Annotated in this window: 25 protein-coding genes and 1 tRNA gene; 17 read left to right on the forward strand and 9 right to left on the reverse strand. The window is 33.1% G+C overall.

What is annotated here, in order from left to right; translation table 11 throughout:
* Positions 1–18: 18 nt before the first annotated feature.
* On the reverse strand, positions 19–177 hold the full coding sequence (locus M0D21_RS09445) for a tetratricopeptide repeat protein (protein WP_248328773.1): 159 nt from the start codon (positions 175–177) through the stop codon (positions 19–21).
* A 758-nt stretch (positions 178–935) separates the two neighbouring features.
* Between M0D21_RS09445 and M0D21_RS09450 the strand changes: the two genes are divergently transcribed.
* The 6 genes from M0D21_RS09450 (at position 936) to M0D21_RS09475 (ending at position 7,198) form a co-directional block, all read left to right on the forward strand.
* Positions 936–2,024, forward strand: a complete 1,089-nt coding sequence (locus M0D21_RS09450; protein ID WP_248328775.1) for a helix-turn-helix domain-containing protein — start codon at positions 936–938, stop codon at positions 2,022–2,024.
* Between the two features lie 101 nt (positions 2,025–2,125).
* On the forward strand, positions 2,126–3,031 hold the full coding sequence (locus tag M0D21_RS09455; RefSeq protein WP_248328777.1) for a hypothetical protein: 906 nt from the start codon (positions 2,126–2,128) through the stop codon (positions 3,029–3,031).
* A gap of 171 nt (positions 3,032–3,202) precedes the next feature.
* Complete coding sequence (locus tag M0D21_RS09460) at positions 3,203–3,766, forward strand: porin family protein (protein WP_248328779.1); 564 nt, start codon at positions 3,203–3,205, stop codon at positions 3,764–3,766.
* Positions 3,767–3,945: 179 nt separating this feature from the next.
* On the forward strand, positions 3,946–4,998 hold the full coding sequence (locus M0D21_RS09465) for a trypsin-like serine protease (protein ID WP_248328781.1): 1,053 nt from the start codon (positions 3,946–3,948) through the stop codon (positions 4,996–4,998).
* Between the two features lie 684 nt (positions 4,999–5,682).
* Positions 5,683–6,117, forward strand: a complete 435-nt coding sequence (locus tag M0D21_RS09470) for a MarR family winged helix-turn-helix transcriptional regulator (RefSeq protein WP_248328783.1) — start codon at positions 5,683–5,685, stop codon at positions 6,115–6,117.
* A 43-nt stretch (positions 6,118–6,160) separates the two neighbouring features.
* Entirely contained in the window at positions 6,161–7,198 is a 1,038-nt protein-coding gene (locus tag M0D21_RS09475) for a bestrophin family protein (RefSeq protein ID WP_248328785.1), read from the forward strand.
* Positions 7,199–7,257: 59 nt separating this feature from the next.
* On the opposite strand, the gene M0D21_RS09480 is transcribed toward M0D21_RS09475, so the two are convergent.
* The 3 genes from M0D21_RS09480 to M0D21_RS09490 all read right to left on the reverse strand — a co-directional run bounded on the left by M0D21_RS09480 (position 7,258) and on the right by M0D21_RS09490 (position 9,267).
* Entirely contained in the window at positions 7,258–7,806 is a 549-nt protein-coding gene (locus tag M0D21_RS09480; RefSeq protein ID WP_248328787.1) for a hypothetical protein, read from the reverse strand.
* 108 nt (positions 7,807–7,914) lie between these two features.
* A complete protein-coding gene (locus M0D21_RS09485; RefSeq protein ID WP_248328789.1) occupies positions 7,915–8,652 on the reverse strand; it encodes a hypothetical protein in 738 nt (245 codons plus the stop codon).
* Between the two features lie 180 nt (positions 8,653–8,832).
* Complete coding sequence (locus M0D21_RS09490) at positions 8,833–9,267, reverse strand: MarR family winged helix-turn-helix transcriptional regulator (protein WP_248328791.1); 435 nt, start codon at positions 9,265–9,267, stop codon at positions 8,833–8,835.
* Between the two features lie 139 nt (positions 9,268–9,406).
* Here M0D21_RS09490 and M0D21_RS09495 point away from each other — a divergent pair, with 139 nt between their 5' ends.
* The 6 genes from M0D21_RS09495 (at position 9,407) to M0D21_RS09520 (ending at position 14,885) form a co-directional block, all read left to right on the forward strand.
* Complete coding sequence (locus tag M0D21_RS09495; protein WP_248328793.1) at positions 9,407–10,660, forward strand: ferredoxin reductase family protein; 1,254 nt, start codon at positions 9,407–9,409, stop codon at positions 10,658–10,660.
* Between the two features lie 5 nt (positions 10,661–10,665).
* On the forward strand, positions 10,666–11,097 hold the full coding sequence (locus M0D21_RS09500) for a hypothetical protein (RefSeq protein WP_248328795.1): 432 nt from the start codon (positions 10,666–10,668) through the stop codon (positions 11,095–11,097).
* Between the two features lie 14 nt (positions 11,098–11,111).
* Positions 11,112–11,549 (forward strand): DUF1772 domain-containing protein, encoded by a 438-nt coding sequence (locus M0D21_RS09505; RefSeq protein WP_248328797.1) that lies wholly within the window; start codon positions 11,112–11,114, stop codon positions 11,547–11,549.
* 64 nt (positions 11,550–11,613) lie between these two features.
* Positions 11,614–12,180, forward strand: a complete 567-nt coding sequence (locus tag M0D21_RS09510; protein ID WP_248328799.1) for an HdeD family acid-resistance protein — start codon at positions 11,614–11,616, stop codon at positions 12,178–12,180.
* Positions 12,181–12,211: 31 nt separating this feature from the next.
* A complete protein-coding gene (locus M0D21_RS09515; RefSeq protein WP_248328801.1) occupies positions 12,212–13,852 on the forward strand; it encodes an arylsulfatase in 1,641 nt (546 codons plus the stop codon).
* A gap of 1 nt (position 13,853) precedes the next feature.
* Positions 13,854–14,885 (forward strand): AI-2E family transporter, encoded by a 1,032-nt coding sequence (locus tag M0D21_RS09520; protein ID WP_248328803.1) that lies wholly within the window; start codon positions 13,854–13,856, stop codon positions 14,883–14,885.
* A gap of 273 nt (positions 14,886–15,158) precedes the next feature.
* Here M0D21_RS09520 and M0D21_RS09525 read toward each other — a convergent pair.
* Positions 15,159–15,232, reverse strand: a tRNA-Arg gene (locus tag M0D21_RS09525).
* A 137-nt stretch (positions 15,233–15,369) separates the two neighbouring features.
* Between M0D21_RS09525 and M0D21_RS09530 the strand changes: the two genes are divergently transcribed.
* Complete coding sequence (locus M0D21_RS09530; protein WP_248328805.1) at positions 15,370–15,882, forward strand: adenine phosphoribosyltransferase; 513 nt, start codon at positions 15,370–15,372, stop codon at positions 15,880–15,882.
* A 61-nt stretch (positions 15,883–15,943) separates the two neighbouring features.
* Here M0D21_RS09530 and M0D21_RS09535 read toward each other — a convergent pair whose 3' ends face one another.
* From M0D21_RS09535 to M0D21_RS09550, 3 genes are all read right to left on the reverse strand, one after another.
* Positions 15,944–16,762, reverse strand: coding sequence for a hypothetical protein (locus tag M0D21_RS09535; protein WP_248328807.1), 819 nt, complete (start codon positions 16,760–16,762; stop codon positions 15,944–15,946).
* A gap of 328 nt (positions 16,763–17,090) precedes the next feature.
* Complete coding sequence (locus M0D21_RS09545; protein ID WP_248328811.1) at positions 17,091–18,686, reverse strand: M56 family metallopeptidase; 1,596 nt, start codon at positions 18,684–18,686, stop codon at positions 17,091–17,093.
* A complete protein-coding gene (locus M0D21_RS09550; RefSeq protein WP_248328813.1) occupies positions 18,686–19,045 on the reverse strand; it encodes a BlaI/MecI/CopY family transcriptional regulator in 360 nt (119 codons plus the stop codon). The genes M0D21_RS09545 and M0D21_RS09550 overlap by 1 nt, the downstream gene beginning before the upstream one ends.
* Before the next feature lie 187 nt (positions 19,046–19,232).
* Between M0D21_RS09550 and M0D21_RS09555 the strand changes: the two genes are divergently transcribed.
* Positions 19,233–20,180, forward strand: a complete 948-nt coding sequence (locus M0D21_RS09555) for a calcium/sodium antiporter (RefSeq protein ID WP_248329469.1) — start codon at positions 19,233–19,235, stop codon at positions 20,178–20,180.
* 120 nt (positions 20,181–20,300) lie between these two features.
* Here the strand turns inward: M0D21_RS09555 and M0D21_RS09560 are convergent, their stop codons facing one another.
* Positions 20,301–21,326, reverse strand: a complete 1,026-nt coding sequence (locus M0D21_RS09560; RefSeq protein WP_248328815.1) for a glutamine synthetase beta-grasp domain-containing protein — start codon at positions 21,324–21,326, stop codon at positions 20,301–20,303.
* Positions 21,327–21,546: 220 nt separating this feature from the next.
* Between M0D21_RS09560 and M0D21_RS09565 the strand changes: the two genes are divergently transcribed.
* The 3 genes from M0D21_RS09565 (at position 21,547) to M0D21_RS09575 (ending at position 26,194) form a co-directional block, all read left to right on the forward strand.
* Positions 21,547–23,733: a glutamine synthetase III family protein gene (locus M0D21_RS09565; protein WP_248328817.1), complete on the forward strand. Its 2,187-nt coding sequence runs from the start codon at positions 21,547–21,549 to the stop codon at positions 23,731–23,733.
* Between the two features lie 331 nt (positions 23,734–24,064).
* On the forward strand, positions 24,065–25,582 hold the full coding sequence (locus M0D21_RS09570; RefSeq protein ID WP_248328819.1) for a hypothetical protein: 1,518 nt from the start codon (positions 24,065–24,067) through the stop codon (positions 25,580–25,582).
* Positions 25,583–25,687: 105 nt separating this feature from the next.
* The gene (locus M0D21_RS09575; protein ID WP_248328821.1) at positions 25,688–26,194 is read left to right on the forward strand and encodes a hypothetical protein; all 507 of its coding nucleotides are present in this window, start codon (positions 25,688–25,690) and stop codon (positions 26,192–26,194) included.

Genomic DNA, 26,194 nt, shown 5'->3' on the forward strand with positions numbered 1-26,194 from the left:
AGAATATAAGTTTTGTTATTAGTTTTTATGCTCTAACTCGATTTTTTCAATCACTTGTTTTGCGTTACTGTTTTCGGGATTAATAAGAATAGATTTTTTGTAATTTTTCAAAGCAAGTTCTGTATTGTTCATTTTTAAATAACACTCTCCAAGAATAGTAAAAATAAGCACTAACATCTATAGCTCTTATAATAAGGTATAAAGCTAGAAAGGTATTTCCTATTTTATTTTTAGAATTTACGGTGAAAAGAAAAAAAGCTAAAAGGAACGAAATGAATACGATTAAAAAACTGGTTATTTGAAGTAAAGACTCACTATTCATTTCTTATAACTAATATTTATTTTTAGAATGAACAATTGCATGAACTGCTTTCGATAAATATAAACAAGGCTTAGACGAATATATATTTTGTTTTCTGAATATAAAAGGAAAGTAGGGACATCCATTAAAAATTTAATCAGAGAGCTTGTTTTTCAATAATTTATACCCACATCCGCCGTTTGTAAATACTATTGTACAAAGTGTTAATAGTCCTATTTTTGTTTTCATATGAATTGCTTAGTGATAATACTTCATTATTATTTTTTAAGTGAAGTCAAGAGTATTGAGAGTTGAAACATGTACGGTTTCCTAAAAGTCTAACTCTGTTCATTACTTATTCATAACCTTATGGAGGTAAAAGTATTTGCATTGATACTGTTAAAACATAAATTATATATTAGAGAGGTTCTGAAACCATATAATTAGACAAATTAGAACATTTTTATACTGGATAAACGTACTTGGAGTAATGTTTAATGAAGATAAATAATTACTTCGCTGTAACAAGGCACATATAATACAGTTTATTATATTCAAGAATCCTATTTGATCATATAAAAAATAGCTTTGTTCTTACAAGAAGAAAATTTTAATAATATTAGTTTCTAGCAAATTGGATAAAACATTATTAGACTTTGCAATGATTGCAAGTGTTGTTATTGGATATTTTATTAGTGTCTCACTAATAACGACATCTTTTTATAAAAGCAGGGCAAATAACTATCTATCTCTAACTATATTCTTACTATCTAGTATAACCTTTTTAGAATGGCAAAGCACTAAAACACATAATATTGTATTTGTAATTCTCGGGAATTTAAGGTTTGATGCTTTGTTTGCAGCTACTTTATTGACTTATTTTTTAATTCAAATCAAGCATTCCTTCTTTGATAGTAATTGGCACAAATGGATGTATCTTCCATTTTCAGTGTTTATCATTATAGAAATCCCTGTATTTCTTTTAAACCTTTATGGTTCAATCACTGAATTTATTATACTCATTATTAGAGATACTGCATCGATTATCTTCAATACATATTTGATTTTTTGGAGTAGAAAATTAATACTAAAAGCCAATGACATTTCAGAGGACAAACGGCGGTGGCTATTGCGATTGAACTTATTTGTTCTATGTCTGATCGTATGTTGGATTTTAACGCGCTTAGAAATCTACATTTTCACTTCATTCTACATTTATTATGTTCTTTGGATAGGTATGTCTCTGTTCTTTTGGTGGGTACTGTATTACGGAATTTTTAGATTACAAATTATCACTCAAAAAGAGGAGATACGAAATTACATACTTACAAAAAAGCAACCTAGGGTCAAAACCAATTCCAAAATCAAGAGTGCGACAAGCTCTAAAATTATCACACATCTTTACAAGCTAATGGAAGAAGATGAGCTATTTAAAAACCCCCTTTTAAGTAGATTAGAATTGGCCACGCAATTGGATACTAGCGAAAGCTATTTGTCTCAAATCGTGAACCAAGAACTCAACAAAAGTATTATTCAATTCGTCAATGATTACCGTATAGAAGCTGCCAAAAGTTTACTTCAGGACCCTGTATTTGACAAATATTCTGTCGAAGCAATTGGATTAGAAGCAGGCTTTAAATCCAAAAGCGCATTTTACAATGCTTTTAAAACTAGCTTAAGCGTATCTCCCGGTGCATATAGAAATCTTGAAAGAACGTCCTAATTCGTCTAGTGTGGCCGTTTTAATACCTCTATACTTTTTAAAACCATTTTTTATTATTCAGGAGTCATAATTTTAAACCTTAGAATTTTAAAAAGTAAAAAATGAAAAAAGTATTCACAAGAATGATACGTTCTAACAAATGTAAATCTATTACCTGCGTAATGTTGATAGCTATGATTTCAATGTCTATGGTATCTTGCTCTAATGATGACGATGGATCACTACCAGTAACAATTAACGAAATACCACAAAACATAAAGAATTTAATTTATTTCAATGGAGATGAAAAAGCTTCTACCGTTCTTATTAATGTACAAGCAGGTCCAGATATAGTCCTTGATGAAGAGTTGGTAGATGACCTTTCTCAAGCTTTACGCCCCAAAGGTATTTTAACGGTAAATGTACATCAAGCTCAAACTTTAAATCCTGGAATTTTGGAAGATGAAGACATTACCCTAGATCAAGCAGTTACTTTTAATGCGCAAAGTGTAGAAACACTCTATCAAGTCGTAAAACATTTTAAAGATGAAGGTAGGACGGTATATATTCTTGGTGCTTCATTTGGCGCATTCATAGCACAAGAGCTTATTGCACAAAAAGGAATAGATGTAGCCGATAAGTACTTAATTATTACAGGGCGTTTGGATATGAATGATGTTTTTTGGCAGGCACTTGCCGAAGGAAGAAACGGCGATTTTGAAAATGGGATTACACCAATCTTAGATCAAGAACCTGCATCTACTGTTTTTGAAAGAAATGAAGCCAGGCTATTCGCAAGTCTGATTATGAATCGATATACGCAAGATTTTAGTTCTATCCAAAGTCTATCTGATGTTACTTATGTCTATGGAACAACAGATGAGGCTGTTGGTAGCCTTACAAACGAAGAAGTAGCTTTCTTAGAATCAAAAAACACTAATATTCTTAGTGGAAATGGCGGTCATGATGAACCTTTTGAAGGTTATGTTGAACAAGGTTTTAGTCTCGCATTTGGCATAGAATTTTAGTTGTAGAGAAGAGGTATTTGTGTAAACTTATTTTTCAGGGTAGGATACCAAAAAAACAGTAGAGGTCCTGATTCGTAGTATGGAAACGTTTCAATACTTCTCGAACCTCAATTTTGAAGTTTTATTTTCTTTTCAAACATATTTTCGTATCAGAAATCAAAAACATAAATAATGAAAAAAGTAGGATTAGTAATTATTATTACAGTTTTAGGAATATCCCATATTGAAGCACAAGAAATTAAATTCGGAGCAAAAGCAGGTTTAAACCTCGCCTTTATTACAGGAGACAATACAGAAGATTTTGATCCTAATACAGATTTTCATTTTGGCGCAATGGCAGAAATCAAGTTTTCAGAGAAATTCTCTTTGCAACCCGAGGTAATATACTCTGGACAAGGGGTTGATACCAACATTAGCTCTGAGGGCAGAATTACACTAAACTATTTAAATGTCCCAATAATTGGGAAGTACTATGTTACGGAAAGATTGAGTATAGAAGCAGGACCTCAAATCGGTTTTTTGCTTTCTTCTAAAGGAGGTACTTTGGATTATAAAGATTTTTTAAAAACTACAGATTTTGGTGTGAATTTTGGCCTAGGTTACAAATTTGATAACGGGCTCAATTTTAGCGCAAGATATAATCTTGGATTAACTAATATTATTGATGTAGATGGTTTTTCGGGTAAAAATAGAAATGGAGTATTTCAACTATCGGTAGGCTACTTCTTTTTTTAGAACTCAATTATTTGACAAAGAAAAACCTGAGTTCTTATACTTGTTTTTTTTGAAATCCACATTTATATCTGTAAATCAAAATATATAAACACATGCGAATAAAAATTTATTTTTTAATAATGTTAGTGTTATTAACACTGACAAGTTTTAGCTATGTATCAGATAGCAGACATAATCTAATGTTAACTAGACATGACAAAGATGAAGCCGAGTTTTTAAAACTTGCCGAACGATTCGAAAAATACATATGTCATTTAAACCTTCCTGACTGTGAAGGCACAATTATAGCAGATCAATGGGCAATAACAGCCGCACATTGTGCCATAGAAGTTGTAGACAAATTTAAAAATGGGAAGAAACATTTTGTGATTATAAACGATATTGAAATTGAAGTAGATAAAGTTATAATGCATCCTTCTTGGATGGTAAGACAAAATAGTGACGACAATGATATTGCTTTAATACATTTAAAGTCAAAACCTATTGGCGCATTAAAAGCAAAATTATATATGGACACTGATGAAGTAGATAAGCTCATTTACATGATAGGTAGAGGCCACAAGGGTAATGGATTAATTGGAGTTAACGGTAATGATGGAAAACAAAGAGGAGCCACAAATAGGATAGAAAGAACGACTCAAAAATGGTTATACTGGACCTTTGATCACCCTAATACGAAAACAAAATACCTTACCGAATATGAAGGGATTAGTGGTCCAGGGGATAGTGGAGGACCCGCTTTTATTCTCAAGAACGATATAGTATACTTGGCAGGAATTAGTTCTGGACAAGATCAAAAAGGCGGTGATGAAGGGCTTTACGGAGTGGAAGAATATTATACAAGAGTATCTCATTATATAAAATGGATTCATGAAGAAATGACAGGAAAGGGTGATGTCTCTAATGCCAAGTTTAGAACAGAACCTAAACCTGATGCCATAGATGATAGACCTAAAGTTATCGATGTTGATCCTAAAATCTTCAAACAGTATGTAGGCGAGTATGATGTACAAGGAACTACCGTAAAGATCTATACAGAAGATTCTGGTACGAAGTTATATTTATTTGTAGCAGACCAACAATCTTATGAACTGGTTCCAACGGGAGAACACCAATTTACTTTTAAAATATCCAATGATTACAAAATAGAATTTAAGAATTCAGAAAATGGTGTTTTTCAAGAATTAATTGTAACACAGCCCGATGGCACATACAAAGCTACTCGTAAATAAGTAAGGCCAAACCCTATAGATATTAAAAACGATAAAATAAAGAACCACGTCTTTTGGACGTGGTTTACTGCTTGCTGTGACCTCGGCAGATTACCTCCGGTTTTCCTTTGAGCTTGGTAGTCTAAATGAAAAGTCACAAACCATAGATTTGTGCTTTTTTGTTCGTATTTCGATTCTTGAACGAGTTCAAATCTTGTACAAACAAAAAAGCTCACCATTGGTGAGCTTTTCATTTTTAAGTGACCTCGGCAGGATTTAAACCGCCTTTGGTGACCACGGCAGTATTTAAACTACCTATTTGTGACCGCGGCAGGATTCAAACCCTTGCCTTGGTGACCTCCGCAGTGTTCTAGTGTTTCAGAGAATATGGAGATTTTATAGGTTCTAAAAACTTCTTCACAAAATCTGTTGACCGAATTGTTGACGGTCAATTTGAATGCAAATGATGTCATTTGACTTTCAATTATAAAAATAAGAAATCTAAAGGAATATTTTTCCTATATATGAGCTAAACAGAAGTTATTGAAGTAACCGAAAGTTTTAGTTTAAGATTTGTAGCTGCAAAAATTCTAAAAAATTTGACAAAAAACAATATATTTGATATATGAAATATTATTATGAATAATATTGATTAAAATAAATTAGTTAAATGAAATTATAAATTTAACAGACAAACTCTTTTTAATGGAAAATAGCCAAAGAAATAGGTCATTAGCAGCTAGGATTAGTGTTGCACAACAATTAGTAAAAAGAAATCAACAAAATGCTCTTAAAAAGTCCGGTATTAATTTGACTATGGACCAAATGCTGGTTTTGGAAATACTCTATGAAAACGGTAATATGAATATGACTCAGCTTTCTAAAGGTGTTTGGAAACAGAATACGAATATTACAAGAATAGTAGATAAGCTTGAAAAGCAGAGTTTGGTGTCAAGAAAGTCAGTAGCAGGAGATAGGAGGGCTAACCTACTGATGATAACCAAAAAAGGGAAAAAACATTTTGAAACCCTAATACCATTAGTTATTGAAGTTGATAAAGCGGTTGTAGGTTCTATTACTAAAAAAGAGGAAGAATTAGTGATTATCGCTTTAGATAAAATAATTAAACACTTTTCTTAATCTTCGAGATTCTATTTCATTCAACTAAGTAAAACTTCAACTAATGTTTGTAAAAAAGGATTTAGGAATAGCAGGTATCGTTAAGTTTAGTGGTATCCATTTAATTTGGTTATCTCTATGGTCTACTCTTGGGGCACTGCTTTATCACTTCACTAAATGGCGATGGCTAGAAGTACCTTGGGAACCTATTACCGTAATAGGAACTGCGGTAGCATTCTATGTGGGATTCAAAAACAATAATGCATATGACAGACTTTGGGAAGCTAGAAAAATTTGGGGTGCAATTGTAAACAGCAGCCGTACCTGGAGTATTAATGTAAAAGGGTATGTTTCAAATCAATTTACAGAAACTGATGTAGAAGAGAAAATTTTAAAAAAATACCAGAGTACTTTAGTTTTAAGGCATATTGGTTGGCTGTATACGTTGAGAGGACAGTTGCTTAAACCTACACCTTGGGAACACGTTAGTCAAAGGAAAATTGTAAAAAAAGCAACCCAAAAAAGAATTGAGAGTATAGGAGCAGGTTTATTTGACAAGGATTTTACTATAGAGGATTTGAAAAAATTTTTCGATGATAATGAGTACCAAGAATTACGAGGGTTCAGCAATATGGCGACTCAAATACTCGATTATCAGGCACAAAATCTAAAGGAACTTAGAGCTAAGAATATTATTGATGATTTTCGACATATGGAGCTACAGAATAACTTAAAAGACTTCTTTACGCACCAAGGGCAATGTGAACGGATTAAAAATTTCCCTTTACCAAGACAATACGCCAGTATAAGCAATGTGTTTGTTGGAATTTTTATTTTTTTATTACCGTTTGGATTAGCACCTGAATTTGCAAAACTGGGTGAAAATGCTGTGCTGTGGTCTATCCCCTTGACTGTTTTAGTTTCTTGGATTTTTCTTATGATGGAACTAGTAGGGGATTATTCGGAAAATCCGTTTGAAGGACTTGGTAATGATATTCCAATGCTAGCTTTGTGTAGAACGATAGAAATAGATTTAAAAGAAATGATTGGGGAGAAAGACATACCTCCTGTGATAAAAGCAAAAAAAGGTGTTTTAATGTAGTTAAATACAAAACCCTCTAAATAATATAGAGGGTCTTTTTTTATAAAAAATTCAGATGTTTAAATAACTGCAGAATTTTCAGCTATTTTCTTTACTTTATTTGCAAAGAGTATTGTGAATAACCCACCAACAACCGATAACAAACCAGCCACTTGAAGTCCTGCTAATTCATTAGAAAGAGCAGTTAGTAATAAAATCATTGCTCCTATTGAATTTACCAGACCACTTATAAAACGATAAACGAGCATATTCATTTTTATAGGTCCCTTGGCATTAAGAACTGAAAAACCAGTCATAATCTCTATTAAACCATAACACAAAGAAAAATAAGTTACGTATAGCAAATAGGACATTAATGAATCTGGAAGAAAAGCAATGACTACTGCAAATACAATAAATAAAACACTTTGAATTTTATGAAAAAAACTAGCGTTTTTTAATTGTTTATTAGCTCCTGCAAATAAAAAAGTGGCTATACCGCTTATTAAGAATAGGATGGGTAGTAATACTTTCGAAGTGCCAATACCAATGTCTTTGGAAAATATCATTACTGCACCTGCAAGTGCCATCGATATTCCGCTTGCAATAAGGAAAGTTGTTTTATTCATAATATATAGAAATGATTATTTAACTTAAAATTTATGAAGCAAATTTATACAAATAATATTTCACTACAAAAATATTAATTAAATAAATATTTAATGTGTTAAATATTGTTATTGTAAATCATTTCTTTCCCCATCAACCCATCTTTGCATTAAAACTCTTTGTGCTGGAGATTCTTGTATTCCACCAGCCAAAATATCCAAAAACCTGTCCCAAAGATTTTTCTTTTTAGAGGCTTCAAGTTTAATATCCGAGTAAGCCTGTAAATAGTCTTTTTCGTAATCGACAGCCTCGTCTATTGAGTATTTAAAAGGAATATGCTTAAGAATTTCATCGGTCATTTCATCTACCTCTTCAGGCTTGTACTTTTCAATCATAAGTAACTGAAGACCGCAAGCCTCTGCTTTGTTCCTGATATTGGAGCATAGATTATTGGCTTTCAACCATAAGTCGTTCCACTTTTTAAGTTCGTTTTCAGGAAGACAGTCTTTACCTAGCTGTTGAAGAATATTGAAATTTTCCAAGAGAGCATCAGAGTATTCTTTTGATTCACTCCAATTACTTGAAAGCCCTTCAGCTTTCTTTTTTTGAATAGCAGAGATTGCAGTATCTAAGATTTCCTTTAACTTATTTTTATTTATGCTCAAGCGTTCCAATTCGCTTTCTAATCTTAGTTGAGTTGATTGATTTCCATATTTCTCAATTAGGGTTACCGCTTCATTTGTAATCTTATCAATATTTTGCCCTGTTTTCCTAAGGTCATTCCAGTTAGATTCCAATCCAAGTGCCAAATGTCTAATAGAGGTAACCGCCCTTAACGCTGGATTATATTTAGTCTCTTTTGCCATGGTAATATTCGTATTAATGTTTAAAAACGTCAATTTAAAAGGAATGAAAAGTACTTTATATGATAAATATCATCTTTTTAAAATTATTTAAATATAATAAATATTAGCTAAACATAAATTAATATTTAATATATTTGTGAAGTATATATTTAATATGTAAAATATTATGATAAAAAAATATTAAGAAAGATGGTCAATAAGTTTTTTTAGGATTTCCAAAACATAAGATTCCTCTTCTTTGGTTAAGCAGGAAACACTTTGTTTGTAGGTTTTTTGAACTATTGGAACAAGCTCTTTAAAGTATGCGCTTCCTTCTGGAGTGATTGATAGAAGATTAGCCCTGCGGTCGCCTTCTACGGGTTTTCTTACTAGGAATTTTAGGTTTTCAAGTTTGTCAACAATACGGGTAATATTTGCATTTTGTTTCCAAACACCTTTAGAAAGCTCTGTCATATTCATATCACCTTGTATGTGTAGCATCTCTAGGACAACCATTTGCTCAAGTGTTATTTTCATTCCAGCCTCTTTAAACGCTTTGTGATGATTGCGTTTAAGAAGTTGTTGGGCAATTGCCATTTGAGCGCCTATGGATTTATGTCTAGGACTTTCTTTCATACAGTATGAATATTTATGATGACAAATATATGCATTTTAGAAATTAAAGTGATGAATATTAAAATTTATGTATCGCTATTTAAACTCGTATCTATATGGCTTTATAATATATAATTTAATCCGTACAAAACGACTAAAAATGAGAATAATAAAACAAGAACACTATTTTCCAATCATCGTTTTCATCCATTTTATTTTTTGGGGAATCGATATCACATTATATCAAGGAGACTATGTCTTCGGAGTTCAAAATATTATTGGAGAGGTTTTTTCGTCCTGGGTGATGACTGTTTTCGCTATTAATTTTTTGATGGCTACTAAGGCAAGATGGGTTGAGCGTATTTTTGGTGGGCTTGATAAAATGTATATGATACACAGAAGAGCAGGTACACTTGCCGTAATTCTATTGATATTACATTTTATTACGGTCCCCAAGTCTGAAGAGTTTACCATAGGTAAACCTTTAGGTTTTTTCTCATTATTGTTGATATTGATAGGAGTAGTGTTATCTGTAGCACCAGTATTTAAGAGAAAACTCAAATATAATAGATGGATTAAAATACATAAGTTAATGGGTATTTTTTATATTATGGGGATAGCTCATTTCTTAAATGTCCCAACACTAACGTCTGAATTACCGATTGTTAAGAACTATGTTTTATTGATGTCAATTATTGGTGTTTCAGCTTGGTTCTATAAATCTTTCCTTTTTGGTCTTTTTAATAAGAAGCTTAAATATTCACTTTCAAGCGTGAAGAATTTCGCAAACGATGTGGTAGAACTGACGTTTTCACCAAAAGAAAAATCCCTGGATTTCGAAGCTGGTCAGTTTGCTTTTCTTTCAATACCCGGTTTTGGGAATGGAGAATCGCATCCATTTACAATTAGTAATGATAGTTCTGAAAATGACTTGCGTTTTACTATCAAATCGTTGGGTGACTATACTGCTAATATACAGAGTGCTCTTGCTATAGGTACTGAAGCAAAAATTCAAGGGCCTTATGGTCTTTTTGATTTCAAGAAGGCTACTCACAAAGAGCAAATATGGCTTGCTGGTGGTATTGGCATAACTCCTTTTCTATCTTTTTTGAGAGTTGTCCCACGAGATTATAAAATAACACTCATTTGGTCAGTTGGCTCTGTTAAGGAAGCAAATTATAAGGATGAAATTGAAAGTCTGACAGCTGAAAAAGACAATGTAGATTTTGTTGTATGGAACTCTGATGATAAAGGGCATTTCTCAATTGGGAAAAAGTACAATGTGATGGATGTTGTAAATAAATCATTCTATGTATGTGGTCCTGAAACAATGCGAGAAAGTTATATAAAGCAGCTACGTGAAAAAGGTGTTCTTATGAAAGAGATTCACTATGAGGAGTTTAGTTTTAGGTAGATAAGATGAAAACGATAACATTAGAAATATTTACTTTGTTTGCTTCAGGTCTGTCCTTTACCTTCTTCTTTTTTATAGCACTTTGTTATCATAAACCAGAATTCTGTAATGGTGAAGATTCTTTTGACAATGATATTAGGAATGCAAAAAGAGCTCAAACGGATGAGATGTTTAGCAGATACGGACTTAACATTATTCTTCTACTAATTGTTATTACTTGGCTTTTTACGAGAGAAGATTTTTGGCTGGTAGGTTTAATTCCTTTAATGATTTTAGTTCCGTTATGCAGAAACTATTTGAAACTTAAAAATAATAACCCTAAGGAAAATAAAACAGTTGAAAGTAAGATAAAAAGATTCCACGCTTTAAGGATGTTCTTTTCTTTGGCACTAATGTTTATCTGTGTTTTTGCAATTATAATTGGGCTTGATAAATAATTCGAATAAAAAATATGATAGGGATTCAAACTATTCTAAAAATTATTGTATTGATAGGAACAGGACTTGTTGCTGGTTCAACATTCTACATTTCTTTGGTTGAAATTAAAGTGCGAACTCAAACAAACGAAGAAGAGCATTTAAAAAATTGGCAAATGGTCTTTCCAAAAGCTAGCCGAATTCTGAAAACCTTCGGAATAATTACGGTGATATTTATTTTGCTTGCCTGGTATTTTACTCAGGATATATTGTGGATTATAAGTGCTATTCCATTATTTCTATTAGTGCCTTTTACAGCAATATTTATATCAAAAACAAACGCCGAACTAGCGAATCTCAAAGATGTAAGAGGTACCATACCTAAGATACATAAATGGGATAAGCTTCATCATGTCAGGACAGTATTAACTATTCTGAGTTTTGTTATAGCTGTAATTGCATCAACTATTTAACAATTGAAAAGATATAAAGAAACTGAAAATTTTAAAGAGTAAACACTAATTAAATCAAAGTATAATGAACAATCAATCCACTAGTAGCGCAAAAGAATCAATCAAATATTGGTATCTACCACTAATCGTCGGGATATTTTTAATTGGAGGAGGGATTAAAGCCTTTATTTCACCAGACAAAGCTTTTTTAGCATTAAACAATCTTTTGAGTTACGCTTTTTTGGTCATAGGCGTAATAGAAATTCTATTTGCATTTTCTAATAAAAATAAAATTGATAATTGGGGCTGGGTTTTGGTTTTAGGAATTATAACTACCTTAATAGGAATCTTGTTACTGTCTCACCCTGAAGTTTCATTAATAAGCCTCGCATTATATGTTGGTTTTATTCTTTTGTTCCGTTCGTTCGGTGCAATGGCGATGGCCATAGATTTAAGAAGTTACGGAGAAAAGAATTGGGTAGTACTAATGATAATTAGTGTTCTAGGAATAATTTTCTCATTTATCCTAATATGGAATCCCAAGTTTGTTGGAATGACTTTTGTATTCTGGATAGGACTTTCATTAATCTCCACAGGGTTTTTCAGTGTATTGGCCGCTTTTAGAATGAAAAATCTTCACAAAAACTTTTAGGTAATTGAGTAAGAAATCGAAAAGTGAAATTTTGAAGTCACTAACCCTAAAATTAGTAGTATTTAGTTTTGTTTTAGTAGGGTGTAAAACAGAAAAAGTAAAATTTGAGAAACCAAATATCCTTTTTATTGTAACTGACGATATGGGGTATTCTGATTTTTCACCTTTTGGAGGAGAGATAAACACACCAAATCTTCAAAAGCTTGCTAGTGAAGGTGTGCGCATTTCTAATTTCTATACCGCCCCCACTTGTTCTCCTGCGAGGTCAATGTTACTTACGGGAGTTGATAATCATTTAAATGGTCTAGGTGCAATGGATGAGTTTATCATAGATATGACACCTCATATTCCAGCACTAAGGGAACGAGATGGATATTTAGGAGCATTGAATGATAGTGTTATGACAATACCAGAAGTCTTAGTGAGAGAAGGATACCAGAGTTTTATAAGTGGGAAATGGCATTTAGGTGAACATAAGGACGAATGGCCATATACAAGAGGTTTTGACAAGAGTTACGTGTTGCTTCAAGGGGCAAGTTCACATACCGGAAGTCCATTAATGCCAATTACTAAAGGTTCTTTGGCAGAATTGGTTGAAAATGATATGAGGGTAAACCCACGAAAGGACTTCTATTCTTCCCTGCACTTTACAGATAAGTTCCTGGACTATCTAAAAGAAAGAGATAAAGCAAAGCCATTTTTTGGATATTTGGCTTTTACTGCACCTCACGACCCTTTAGAATGCCCTGAAGAATATTCAGATAAGTATAAAGGATTATACGATAGTGGCTATGACAAATTAAGAGTAAAGCGTTATCAAGAATTAGTCAAACTAGGTATATTTCAAAAGGATATCACATTAGGTCAAAAGCTTGCGCCGTCTTGGGAAAGCCTATCTGAAGATGAAAAATTAAGACTTTCAAAATCTATGGAAGTATATGCGGGAATGATTGACTTTGTAGATGAGCAAATAGGTCGTGTCTTTGAATACCTGAAATCGACCAACCAATATAATAATACCATTATTGTTTTTCTTTCCGATAATGGTTCAGCATATCAAACTCTTGAAGAGTATTCAGATTCTTCACCCGAGTATATAAAAAACAATTTTGATACATCTTTTGATAATATTGGCAGAAATAATTCTGCGGCTTCCATAGGCGAAGGTTGGGCGCAAGCAAGTATGTCGCCATTCAGATTTTATAAGGGAAAAACTGGAGAAGGAGGCATAAGAACACCGGCTATTATTAAATGGAATGGAATGAGCAAAGAGCTAAAAGGAACTATAGATACTGAGGCAATAGGGCATATTTATGATTTAGCTCCAACTCTTTACGAACTTATTGGGGTTAATTATTCAAAGCTAATAAATACTGATAAAGTACATTCATTATCAGGTAAGTCTCTAGTCCCTTTTCTAAAAGGAGATTCTGCAAACGTGCATACAGATTACCTTGGATGGGAATTGCATGGTAATAAGGCGCTTAGAAAAGGAAAGTGGAAAATTTTATGGGTATTTGAGCCTGGTAATAATCATTGGGAGTTATATGATATTGTAACAGACCCTGGAGAAACAAAAGACCTGTCAAAAGTACATACATCAGTTTTTCAAGACTTGTTAAATGACTGGGAAGAGTATACTACAACCAAGAAAATCATCAATCTATTTTAATATGACAAAAATTACAAAGTTTACTCAAATTAGTATCATTTTGGTAGCGGGGATAATAGCATTGATTTATGGAAAAAGCTTTTTAATTCCATTAATATTTTCTTTAATCCTTTGGATATTGATAAAGAAACTAAAATCTACCCTTAACAAAATTAAAGTGCTGAGAGAATTTGTGCCCAATTGGGTGAAAAATGCCCTCCTTACTTTTATTATTGCGTTGGTTGTTTACTTTGTAAGTGGTATCATTTCTTCGAATATCAGTACAATGGTAGGTCAGTATGATGTTTATGAAGCAAATTTCAACGCCCTATTAACGACTATTAATGAATCTTTTGGTATCGATTTGAAGACTTTGATTGGGGATGAAGATATTAGTAGTACACTTAGCGATTTAATTGAGCCTATAGTTTCTTCACTCACTAGTTTAGTAAGCAATGCTTTTATGATTATTCTATACTTACTTTTTATATTCTTGGAAGAAACTAATTTTGGAAAAAAACTTCGGTTAGTCTTTAAAGAAGATAATGAATTTAAAGAAGTTTCATCCACTCTAATAGAATTGGAAGAGTCCATCTCCAATTATTTAGGAGTAAAAACATTGGTGAGTCTAATAACTGGAGCATTAAGCGCAGTGACATTATCAATAATCGGGGTTGATGCACCTGTGTTTTGGGGTCTAATTATTTTCATCTTAAATTATATTCCCACTATAGGCTCACTTATAGGAACATTATTCCCTGCAGCTTTCTGTCTGTTACAATTTACCAACACAACACCGTTTATTTTAACTGTAGTTATTGTTGGGTTAATTCAAGTGATAGTTGGAAATATTTTAGAGCCCAAATTGGTTGGTAATTCGATGAATTTAAGTGCACTCGTAGCTATTTTGGCATTATCGCTTTGGGGATTAATTTGGGGTACAACAGGTATGATATTGAGCGTTCCTATTACTGTTATAATGGTGATTATATTTTCCAAATTCAAGAGTACAAAGCCTGTGGCGATTATGCTTTCAGACAAGGGAGAGATATGAGTGCTTTATTATAAAAATAAGTGCTATAACTCCATTTTTTATGCCTATAAGTAAGCTTCAAGCTACATGACTTTTTTTTCAGTTAATCGGTCAACACTGTTGACCGATTAAAAATCTGTTGACCGAATTGTTGACCTTTTTCTAATAAATTTTGATTGCGATTAGTGCCGTGATAAAAGTCAAAAACCCTTCAAATACTGATATTTGAAGGGTTTTAGTTTTATTTAGTGCTCTAGGCCAGAATCTTGCTGGATTCAAACCTTGAACCTTCAGTGACCTCGGCAGGATTCAAACCTGCAACCTCTTGAGCCGTAATCAAGTGCACTATTCAGTTATGCTACGAGGCCTTTTTTGCTATTGCGGGTGCAAATATATGTCTTTTTAAATAACTACCCAAGGATATTTTTATTAAATATTTTTCGAAGTAAAAATTAAGTTTCCATAACGAATCTATGGTATATTTGAGCGAAATTAATTTTGATATATGCATCTAGAAAGTTACATACGAAATATTCCAGATTTTCCTAAGCCGGGAATTGTTTTTAAAGATATTACTCCCTTGCTGGCAGATCCTAATGCTCTTTTGAAGACCGCCAATGAACTGGCTAAATTATGCCCAAATGATATTAAAATTGACAAGGTTGTTGGTATAGAATCAAGAGGTTTTATCATCGGAGGTATGTTGGCAGAGCGATTACAGGCAGGGTTTATTCCTGTAAGAAAAAAAGGAAAATTACCGTATCAAGTAACTTCACAAAGCTATGGTTTAGAGTATGGAGAAGATACTCTTGAGATACATACCGATGCTATTAAACCTGGGGAACATGTTTTGATTCATGATGACGTATTGGCAACCGGAGGAACTGCAGCTGCGGTTTGTACTTTGGTAGAAGAATTAGGTGGAGTAGTGGTGCAATGTAATTTTATTATGGAACTTGGTTTTCTAAAAGGCGCTAACAAACTTAAGGTTCCTATTGCTTCGTTATTAAATTATTAGTTTTAAAAAAAGCCTCCCAAAAGGAAGGCTTTTCGTTCAACTCTATTTATAAAAAGACTACCTATTGTTTGGTAGTTGCGATTATTGCCCCATCTTTTGCTTTTTCTCCGTAAATACTTATTGCGGTTTCTGGTTTTAAGAAATCTACTTCTGCTAATTCATCAGATTTAGCAAGTTTATCGAGAGTAGCAAAATCTACCTCCTTACCATCGATGATAATTAACTTTTCAATATCTGGGTTGTCGATAAAATTATATCGCTGGCCTTTTCCTTTTTGGAAAGAAGGTATTTGCTGTCCATTGAAAAAGAAGTTCCCATTCTCATCTTCATCAAAAGTGAAAGATCTCATGATTTGATCTTTAAATTTTGTGATATCAAAATTATTCTGACTAAATATGGAGTCCATATCTTTATTAAAATCAAAATTAAAAGCAAAATTGTGCTTTTGCATTAAGCTATCCATAGCTGCTTTAGGAAAATGAAAAGAATGATGATTGCCTAAAGTGGCAATGTCAAAAGAACCAGATTGAGTTATATAGAGACTCTCGTCTTTGAATCCTAATTCTATTTCTGAAATTGGATTAGAAGATGATGAAGAATATTGACTTTTAGAATTTCCTCTTTTAAGTATAATACTCAAACTAGTAATTTCATTTTGTTCATTATACTCTACTTTTTTGAGAATTAATTCGATGCCATTCTCAGAGAAAAATGTTTGTAAATCTTTCAGTTCTTTCTCTGTGGTGTTTTTGCTAATAATTGCCGTAACTTCATCAGATTGCGAAGTGTAAAGGGTTTCATTGTTTTCTGAATGAGCTGTAAACGCAGTTAATGAAAACATGCCTAGTATACTAATGCCCAGTATGATCCACTTTTTCATACGTATTATTTTTGGTTATTTATTTTAAGGTGTTTTACAGTTTACCTTAATTACGATGAATTATAGTGGGTGTTGCAAAAAGATAATTTTTTAAACTAAAAAAAGGATTATAGTGCTCGTTTTGTAACGTATAATCGCCATCCGAATATGAGGAGTTGTAATTTTGATGCCTTGGCTAAGTCTAACCTCCGTTTTGTAAAACTTGGTAGAATGAACTTATTTAATTTAGCTAAAAAAGAAAATAATTGTTTTTTCATGATAGATACGAAAATACAAAAAACTCAACGTTCATCGGTGAGTTTTCTGAATAAAGACTTTGTGAGAGAATCTATTTTTTAGTGGTTATTTCTACAACACCATTTTTTGCTTCTTTTCCGTATTTTTCAATTGCTTTTTCTCCCTTGTATACATTTATTTCCTTAATGTCATCAGAGTCTAATTTTTCCATTTCTTTTTTCGTGGCTTTTTTACCGTCAATAATGATAAGTGGTTCGCCATCTCGATCTCCAGAAATAAATGCAAAGGTTTTTTTATCATCGGTACGTATTTCAAAAATGTCATTACTGTCGCCTTCGTGAATTTCCTCAATAATTACCTTACCGTTTTTATCTTTTTTTCTGATAACTTTTGCTTTTTTTCCTCCAGGAACAACATATATTTCGTGATCTTCGTTATCGTTGTCGGTATCAATTTCAATGATTTGTTCAATGTGTTTTCCATCTTTGTTTACCCAAACATAACTAGAATTGGTAGACGCTTTGCCAATGTTTATGGAATTAGTTTGATCATTATAAGTTATTATAAAAGGTTGAATGGCAGCGTCGTCTTCAATTGCATAATTGACATTGCTTTTCTCTGAAGAAGCCTCTATTTCAATGCTTGTAATTTCATTACTTCCATTTCTTTTAATATCACTGAATTTAATAGTGACTTTAAATTTGTCCTTCAGCGTTTTTTTAATGTTCTCAAAATCTTTCTCTGTAGAATTTTTGTTCACTTCGAATTTTACAACCTTTTGGTTATCTGCTATAGATTCTTCCTTAGGAGTTAAGTGAGTATCTTCCTTAAGCATAATGACTTCTTTGGTATTAAAACTCCATAAAAACAATCCTAAAAGTGGTAAAATGAACATTGTTTTTAAAGCATTTTTCTTTTGCGAATTTCCTTTGTTTAACATGACTATTCGTTTTTTGATTAATGATTGATAAAAATTATTTGTGATAGAAGAGTAGTTGTTTGAACATACTCTTACAAGAGTAAGTTGATACTCTTTTTTTGAAACAGTGTTGATTACAGCTTCTCGGTCTGCAATAAATTCAAGATTTTGCTCCACCCCATGTTTAAAAAACCATACAAATGGGTTAAACCATTGAAATATCATAAAAGTGTTTATCAGTACAATATCTAGTGTGTGTAATTGTGTAACATGAATCTTTTCATGAGCAAGAATCATTTCTAATTCATGATGCTCATGCAGTGATGGGTTATATACAATTGTATTGAAAAAAGAGAAAGGAGCAATCTCGTCTTTTACTTCTATAATAGTATAGTTATCTACTTTTTTGGAACTATTTTCTTTGAATAATTTGTGTAATGATAATAATTGTAATACAAAACGAATAAGCAACACCAGAACTCCAATACTGTATATGACAAGTCCCACTAGCCACCAGTTGATTTTGGTGATCTCTTCAGGTTGAGTTAGAATAATTTCTTGAGGTACCATTGTAACTCCAGGACGCTCTACAAAAACGATAGTATTAAATTCTACCAGAGGTAACAGAACAGAAATAATCATCCCAGAGAGAAGGAAATGCCTGTTGATGGTAAAAAAAGTATCTTTTCTTAGTAAAAAATAGTACACCAAAGAAAATATAGATAGTAATAGGCAGGATTTAGATAGATATATTAAAAATGCTTCCATTAGTTATCCTTTTTATCAATTACATCTAATATTTCTCTTAGCTCATCAGCAGTTATTTTTTCTTCCTTCGCAAAAAAAGAAACCATATTCTTGTAGGAATTATTAAAGTATTCCTTCATCGCTTTACTCACAAATTGATTACGATATACATCTTTGCTAATGATAGGGTAGTATTGGTGTGTTTTGCCAAATGCATTATGCGCTACATAACCTTTGTCTTCCAGATTACGTATAATGGTAGATACTGTATTATAATGTACTGTGTTTTTTAATTCTGCTTGGACTTCTTTGGCAAATGCTTTTTCCAATTTCCAAATAGCTTGCATGATTTCTTCTTCTTTTGCGGTGAGTTTTTCCATAAGGTATCCTTCTTTGAAATCAAAAGTAAAACTATAATTTTAGTTATACAACTATTTTTATAGTTAATTAACTAAAATTATAGTTTTCGTGCTTTGTTTCTCATATATTTAATATAAAATGTATAAGAGATTTTATACTTTGAGATACGAATTCTATATATTCGCAATCAAATATTTTGTGATGATAATAAGCATACTTTATGTATTAATTGGTTTGGTGTTACTCGTTGTAGGAGGAGAGTTTTTGGTAAGATCTTCTGTGGCCTTGTCCTTTAGATTAAAGCTCTCTAAAATGGTTATTGGTTTAACTGTTGTTTCTTTTGCGACCTCTGCTCCAGAATTATTGGTTAGTATTCAAGCCGCTTTAGATGGTTTATCAGATATATCTTTAGGGAATGTAGTTGGGTCTAACATAGCTAATATTGGTTTGGTACTTGGTATTACTGCTATAATAGGACCATTGGCAATTGATAAGGATTTTTATAAGTTTAACTGGCCTGTGATGGTTGTATTGTCTTTTGCTTTGTATCTGGTGTTAGATAATGATGGGATAATTAGTCAGGTTGAAGGAGGTTTGTTTATTTTATCGTTATTGGTATATCTTTTTGTTTTGATAAGAAGATCAAGAAAATTATCAAACAATGTGGCAGAAGAAGTTGATGATGCACTTCAGACAACTTCAAACTTCAAAATTTTTATATGGTTACTTATCGGTGGATGCGCATTATATTTTGGGTCTGAGTTATTGGTAAGCGGAGCTGAAGATATTGCCTTAAAGTTAGGTGTAAGTGAAGGGGTTATTGCAGTTACTCTTATAGCGGTTGGTACCAGTGTGCCTGAGTTGGCAGCTTCGGTTATTGCTGCATTAAAGCAAGAAAAGGCTATTTCATTAGGAAATCTTATTGGGTCGAATATATTTAATATTGCTTCGGTTTTAGGAATTACTTCGCTAATTCAACCTATTGCTGTGAAAGATGAAACTCTTATGGGGGTGAATATATTCTGGATGTTAGGGTTTGCAATGGTATTATTACCTCTAGCGTTTATTCCCAAAAAGATGGTGTTAACCAGGGTAAAAGGGCTTATAATTTTTGTAGCCTATTGTATTTTCATTGCCTTGGTGTTCATTGCATAGGTTATGGAGTAAGATTTACTAAGCTATATAGTATTATGATATATGAAAAAACCTCTGAGAAATTTCCTCAGAGGTTTTTTAGCGTTTAACCAACAAATATTAGTTAGTACTCTTTATTGCTTATGCTAACATAGCTGCAACATCTGCTGTTTTAACAGTTTTTACAATTCTAGCAGCAATTTTATATGGGTCTCCATTTGAAGCTGGACGACGATCTTCTAACCATCCTTTCCATCCTTTTTCTACAGTAATGATAGGAATTCTGATCGATGCTCCTCTATCAGATACTCCATAAGAGAATTCATGAATAGATTGTGTTTCGTGATCTCCTGTTAATCTTTGGTCATTGAATTCACCATAAACTTCAATGTGTTCTTTAGTAACAGGTCTAAAAGCTTCACAAATCGTCTCGTATACTTCTTTAGAACCGCAAGTTCTTAATACTTCATTAGAGAAGTTAGCGTGCATACCAGAACCATTCCAGTCACCTTTGATCGGTTTTGGGTGATATTCAATATAGTATCCATATTTCTCAGTAAGACGATCTAATAAGTAACGAGCTACCCAAATCTCATCTCCGGCTTTTTTAGCTCCTTTAGAGAATAATTGAAATTCCCACTGTCCACTAGCAACTTCTTGGTTGATTCCTTCAAAGTTAAGTCCAGCATCAATACAAAGGTCTGCATGCTCTTCAACGAAGTCTCTACCGTGAGTGTTTTTACCACCTACAGAACAGTAGTACATTCCTTGAGGGCCTGGATAACCACCAACAGGGAATCCTAAAGGTAGTTGAGTGTTTTTGTCCATGATAAAGTATTCTTGCTCAAAACCAAACCAGAAATCGTTATCATCATCATCAATTGTTGCTCTTGCATTAGATTCGTGTGGCGTACCGTCAGCATTCAAAACTTCCGTCATTACTAGGTATCCATTTCTTCTTGTTGGATCAGGATAGATAGCTACTGGCTTTAATAAACAGTCAGAAGAACCTCCTTCTGCTTGTTTTGTAGAACTACCATCAAATGACCATACTGGACAATCTTCAAGCTTCCCGCTAAAGTTTTCTTCGATTTTTGTTTTACTTCTTAGATTAGCAGTTGGCTTATATCCATCCAACCAAATGTATTCTAATTTAGACTTGCTCATAATTAACACTTTATAAATTGAACTCTTAAAGAGCACAAAATTAATCTATCTTTCAATATAACCAAAAAAAAGAGGGGGGTTAAACCATAATTTATCATCATTTTTATTAACACCCTACTTTTTTAGGGGGTATTTTGAAATATATGTAATTTTTAAATAATTAATTTTTCATTTTTTCAATCTAAACTTCTAGTATATTTGTAGCAAAACTTACTCAATTATGTCTACATTAAGATTCCAAGCATTAAAAGAGACGTTAAGTCGTGGTTCTGTGACAGTTAAAGAAACCGAGCGTAGATCGGTGTTATTTGGTGAAAATGTGTTTAACCAAACCACAATGATGCAGTCCTTAACCACGGATGCTTATACTAGTGTTATGGATGCTATCGAGCATGGTTCAAAAATCGATCGAAGGATTGCAGACCAAATTGCTTCTGCGATGAAAGATTGGGCCTTAGCTAAAGGAGTAACTCATTATACGCATTGGTTTCAACCGCTTACAGGAGCTACCGCAGAAAAGCATGATGCATTTTTTGAAACGATTGGTAATGGACAAGCTATAGAAAAATTTGGGGGAGGACAACTAGTACAACAAGAGCCCGATGCATCTTCTTTTCCGCATGGAGGAATAAGAAATACTTTTGAAGCAAGAGGATATACCGCTTGGGATCCAACTTCTCCTGCATTTATATATGATACCACCCTCTGTATTCCTACAGTTTTTGTGGCATATACTGGGGAAGCTTTAGATTATAAAACCCCTTTACTAAGAGCTTTGCAGGCTGTAGATCATGCAGCTACTGCAGTTGCCAAATATTTCGATAAAAATGTTAAAAAAGTGAATGCATCTCTAGGGTGGGAGCAAGAGTATTTTTTAATAGATAGTGCTTTGGCTGAATCTAGGCCCGATATTGTTATGACAGGTAGAACACTTTTGGGGCATTCTTCTGCCAAGGGACAACAATTGGATGATCATTATTTTGGAAGTATCCCTACCAGAGCACTTAATTTCATGAAAGATCTTGAGGTAGAGTGCATGTTACTAGGGATACCAGTTAAAACGCGTCATAATGAGGTGGCTCCAAATCAATTTGAGGTAGCTCCTATATATGAAGAAACAAATTTGGCAGTCGATCATAATTCGTTGTTAATGGATGTAATGGGTAAAATTGCGTCTCGTCACAACTTAAGAGTACTTCTTCATGAAAAACCTTTTGCCGGGGTAAATGGTTCTGGGAAACACAATAATTGGTCATTGAGTACAAATACAGGAATAAATCTTTTGGGTCCTGGAAAAACTCCAATGAGTAACCTTCAGTTTTTAACCTTTTTTATCAATACAATTAAAGCAATTAATGATAATGAAGAATTAATGCGAGCGGGAATAGCCTCTGCTAGCAATGACCACCGTCTTGGGGCAAATGAAGCACCTCCGGCTATTATGTCGGTTTTTATAGGGCAGCAGCTCACTGCGGTTTTAAAAGAATTAGAAGGTGTAACAGATGGGAAATTATCTCCACAAGAAAAAACCGATCTTAAATTAAATGTAGTAGGTAAAATCCCAGAAATTTTATTAGATAATACAGATCGAAATAGAACCTCTCCGTTTGCGTTCACAGGAAATAAATTCGAGTTCAGAGCAGTAGGTTCTAAAGCGAACTGCGCAAACCCAATGACCATACTGAACACCATAGTGGCAAAACAACTTAAAGATTTTAAAGTAGAAGTCGATAAGTTGATAGATAAAAAAGGATTAAAGAAAGACGAAGCTATTTTTAATGTACTTAGAGAGTATATAAAGAAGTCGAAAAATATACTTTTTGAAGGAAATGGATATAGTGATGAATGGGAGAAAGAAGCAAAGAAAAGAGGGCTCAGTAATAATAAAACCACTCCGGAAGCACTTCGAGCCAAGGTAGCTCAAGAAAATATCGACCTTTTTGAGAAAATGGGGGTTATGAATGAAATAGAAGCAAAAGCCAGATATGAAATAGAGATTGAGGAATATGTTATGAGAATTCAAATTGAAGGACGTGTTTTGGGAGATATTGCTCGTAATCATGTAATTCCTACAGGAGTGAAATATCAAAATACATTAATTAGTAATGTTTCTGGCTTAAAAGAATTGTATGGCAAGGATTTTAAGAAATACGCCAAAGAACAATTAGAGATTATAGAAGAAATTTCGGAATATATAGGAAAGATAAATGCAAAGGTCAATGAAATGACCGAAGAAAGAAGAAAGGCCAATAAAATTGAAGATTTAGAAAAAAAGGCAATGACCTATTGTAATAAGGTAAAGCCACTATTTGACCAAATAAGATATAATTGTGACAAATTAGAGTTGATTGTTGATGATGAGTTATGGCCGCTCACAAAGTATCGTGAACTTTTATTTACCAGATAGGTAGGAAATTACTTACTAGTCAACTTTTGTACTCATTTTTAACAAAATAATAATAACTGTTAAACTATTAATAAAACCGTAGGAAAAACTTGTTTCTACGGTTTTTCCATAATGTATTTTATCGAATTCTTAAGAAAGATTCAAAATCGCCTTAATATTTTCATAAATTTGTCAATGTTAAAATGTAATTCATTTTGATATTACCCCATTAATCTTCCCCGGACTATTTATTTACCTAACAGAATTGAAGGATTAGAAATTTCTAATCTTTTTTATTCTAAACGCTCTTTACAAATTGTAATCTCATTAATCATTTTAATTTATATTACGTATGAAAACAGTAATTCTTAGCCTTGCAGCTTTAGTAAGCACGACTGTGATGGTTGCTCAGTCGAACGCAAGTGATGTTAGTCAAACAGGAGATGATAATCTTGCTGATGTCACACAAGTTGGAGCCACAAACTCTTCTGTTACACTTCAAGAAGGAATGGGTAACACCGCAACTGCTATTCAGGGTAGCGATGCATTTGCTTCTACCAGTGGGGTAGTACAGCAAACGCAAATTGGTAACAAAAACTCTGCAACTGCTCAGCATGAGGAAGTTTTAAATGAAATTTATCAAGTACAAATAGGTGATGGTAACACCGCTAGTGCTACTCAGAACTTAGCTTTCTTCGGAGGAGGAAACTTAGCGAATCAGTCTCAGGAAGGAAATGGAAATGGGGCTGTTATTTCTCAAGAAGGAATTCTTAACACTGCATTCCAAGTTCAAGTGGGAGATGCTAATTCTGCAAGTTCTACTCAGGAAGGAACTTTTAACGTAAGTGATATTAACCAGAACGGTACCTTCAACTCTGCAATAATCACACAAATTGGAGATGGAAACTCTTCAAGACAAACTCAACTAGGAGATGCCAATGTTGCAACTGGTGAGCAATGGGGGCCTGACAATGTGTTAATCCAAGATCAAGACGGTGGAGGAAACGCTGCAGTTTCTATTCAGGGAAGTAGCTCATTCGAATCTAGAGGAGGTGAAGTACAGCAAATACAAATAGGAGAAGAGAACTCTGCTTTTGCTAATCATGAGGAAGATAATAATACTATTCTTCAAGGGCAAGCTGGAGATGCAAACAGTGCTAGTGCAGATCAAAACTTAGGTTCTTTTGGAGGAGATAATCTTGCAATTCAAGTTCAGCTTGGAAACGGAAACGTAGCTACAGCTTCACAAAACGGAAGTACTAATATTTCTGATCAATTACAAAGTGGAGATGAGAATGTCGCTAGTGTAACTCAGTCTGGTACAGACAATGTTGCTGTACAAACACAAATAGGAATTGGAAATAACGCTGAAGCGCTTCAAGGAGGTTTCTTCTTTACTTCAAGAGGAGGTTCTATAAACCAAACTCAATCTGGTGAAGAAAACAATGCTTTTGCAAGACATGAAGAAGATAACAATACTATCGTACAAAATCAAACTGGAATAGGGAATAGCGCTTCTGCAACACAAAACATCTTAACTTTTGGAGGAGAAAATGTAACAGATCAATTCCAATTCGGAAACGGAAATGTTGCTGAGGCTTCTCAAGAAGGTGGAGATGGTTTATCTGGAGAAAGTAACCTAGTTCTTCATTTTCAATTTGGAGATGAAAACCTTGCAATTTCTGACCAAAACGGAGTTGGAAATACAAGTGATATCTTCCAGGTAGGTACAAGTAATGTAGCTTCAGATATCCAGAACGGTGTGAACAATAACACTTTTGTTACACAGTTTGGAGAACTTAATACAAGCACTATACTTCAAAATGGAACTAACAATTCTGCTGTAGTTACTCAAAACGGAGGTCAATAGTAGAACTGATTAAAAATTAGTATATTTAAAGAGTTGTGCTTATAAAATAATTATAAGCATAACTCTTTTCTTGATTTTTTAGATTCTAAAAAAATAAACGCTACTATGTACTTAAAATATATCGCATTTTTATTGTTATCGACCTCGATTGCCTTTGGACAAGAGAGGGATAAAGAAGAGGTTTTAATTACAGATCAGGATAAGTTTATTACCTTATCTCAGGTAAATGCAATTTCACCACAAGAAAATACTAATTTATCTGCTGCTGTGAATAGCGGTAATTCTATTTTTATTCAACAAATCGGAACGAATAATCAGGTTTTTTCTTCAATCACAGCTCAATCTTCGGATATCAAAATTTTTCAGAATGGATCTGAAAATAGAGTAGAAATTGATGAAACTGCGCTGGAAACGAATAAGCTAATTACACAAACGGGAAATAATAACGTGGTGACAGATTTTTCTTTTGACCCCACTATTTCTACAAACCTAGAGCTTATTCAAGAAGGAAATAACCTTATTTTTGAACGTTTTGGTAATAATGAATTAACCAACAGTTTAAAGTTCAAAATGGCAGGTGATGCAAGAACAATTATCATCAGAAGTTTTTAA

It is taken from the genome of Aquimarina acroporae (assembly GCF_023195925.1).
GTDB classification, from domain to species: domain Bacteria; phylum Bacteroidota; class Bacteroidia; order Flavobacteriales; family Flavobacteriaceae; genus Aquimarina; species Aquimarina acroporae.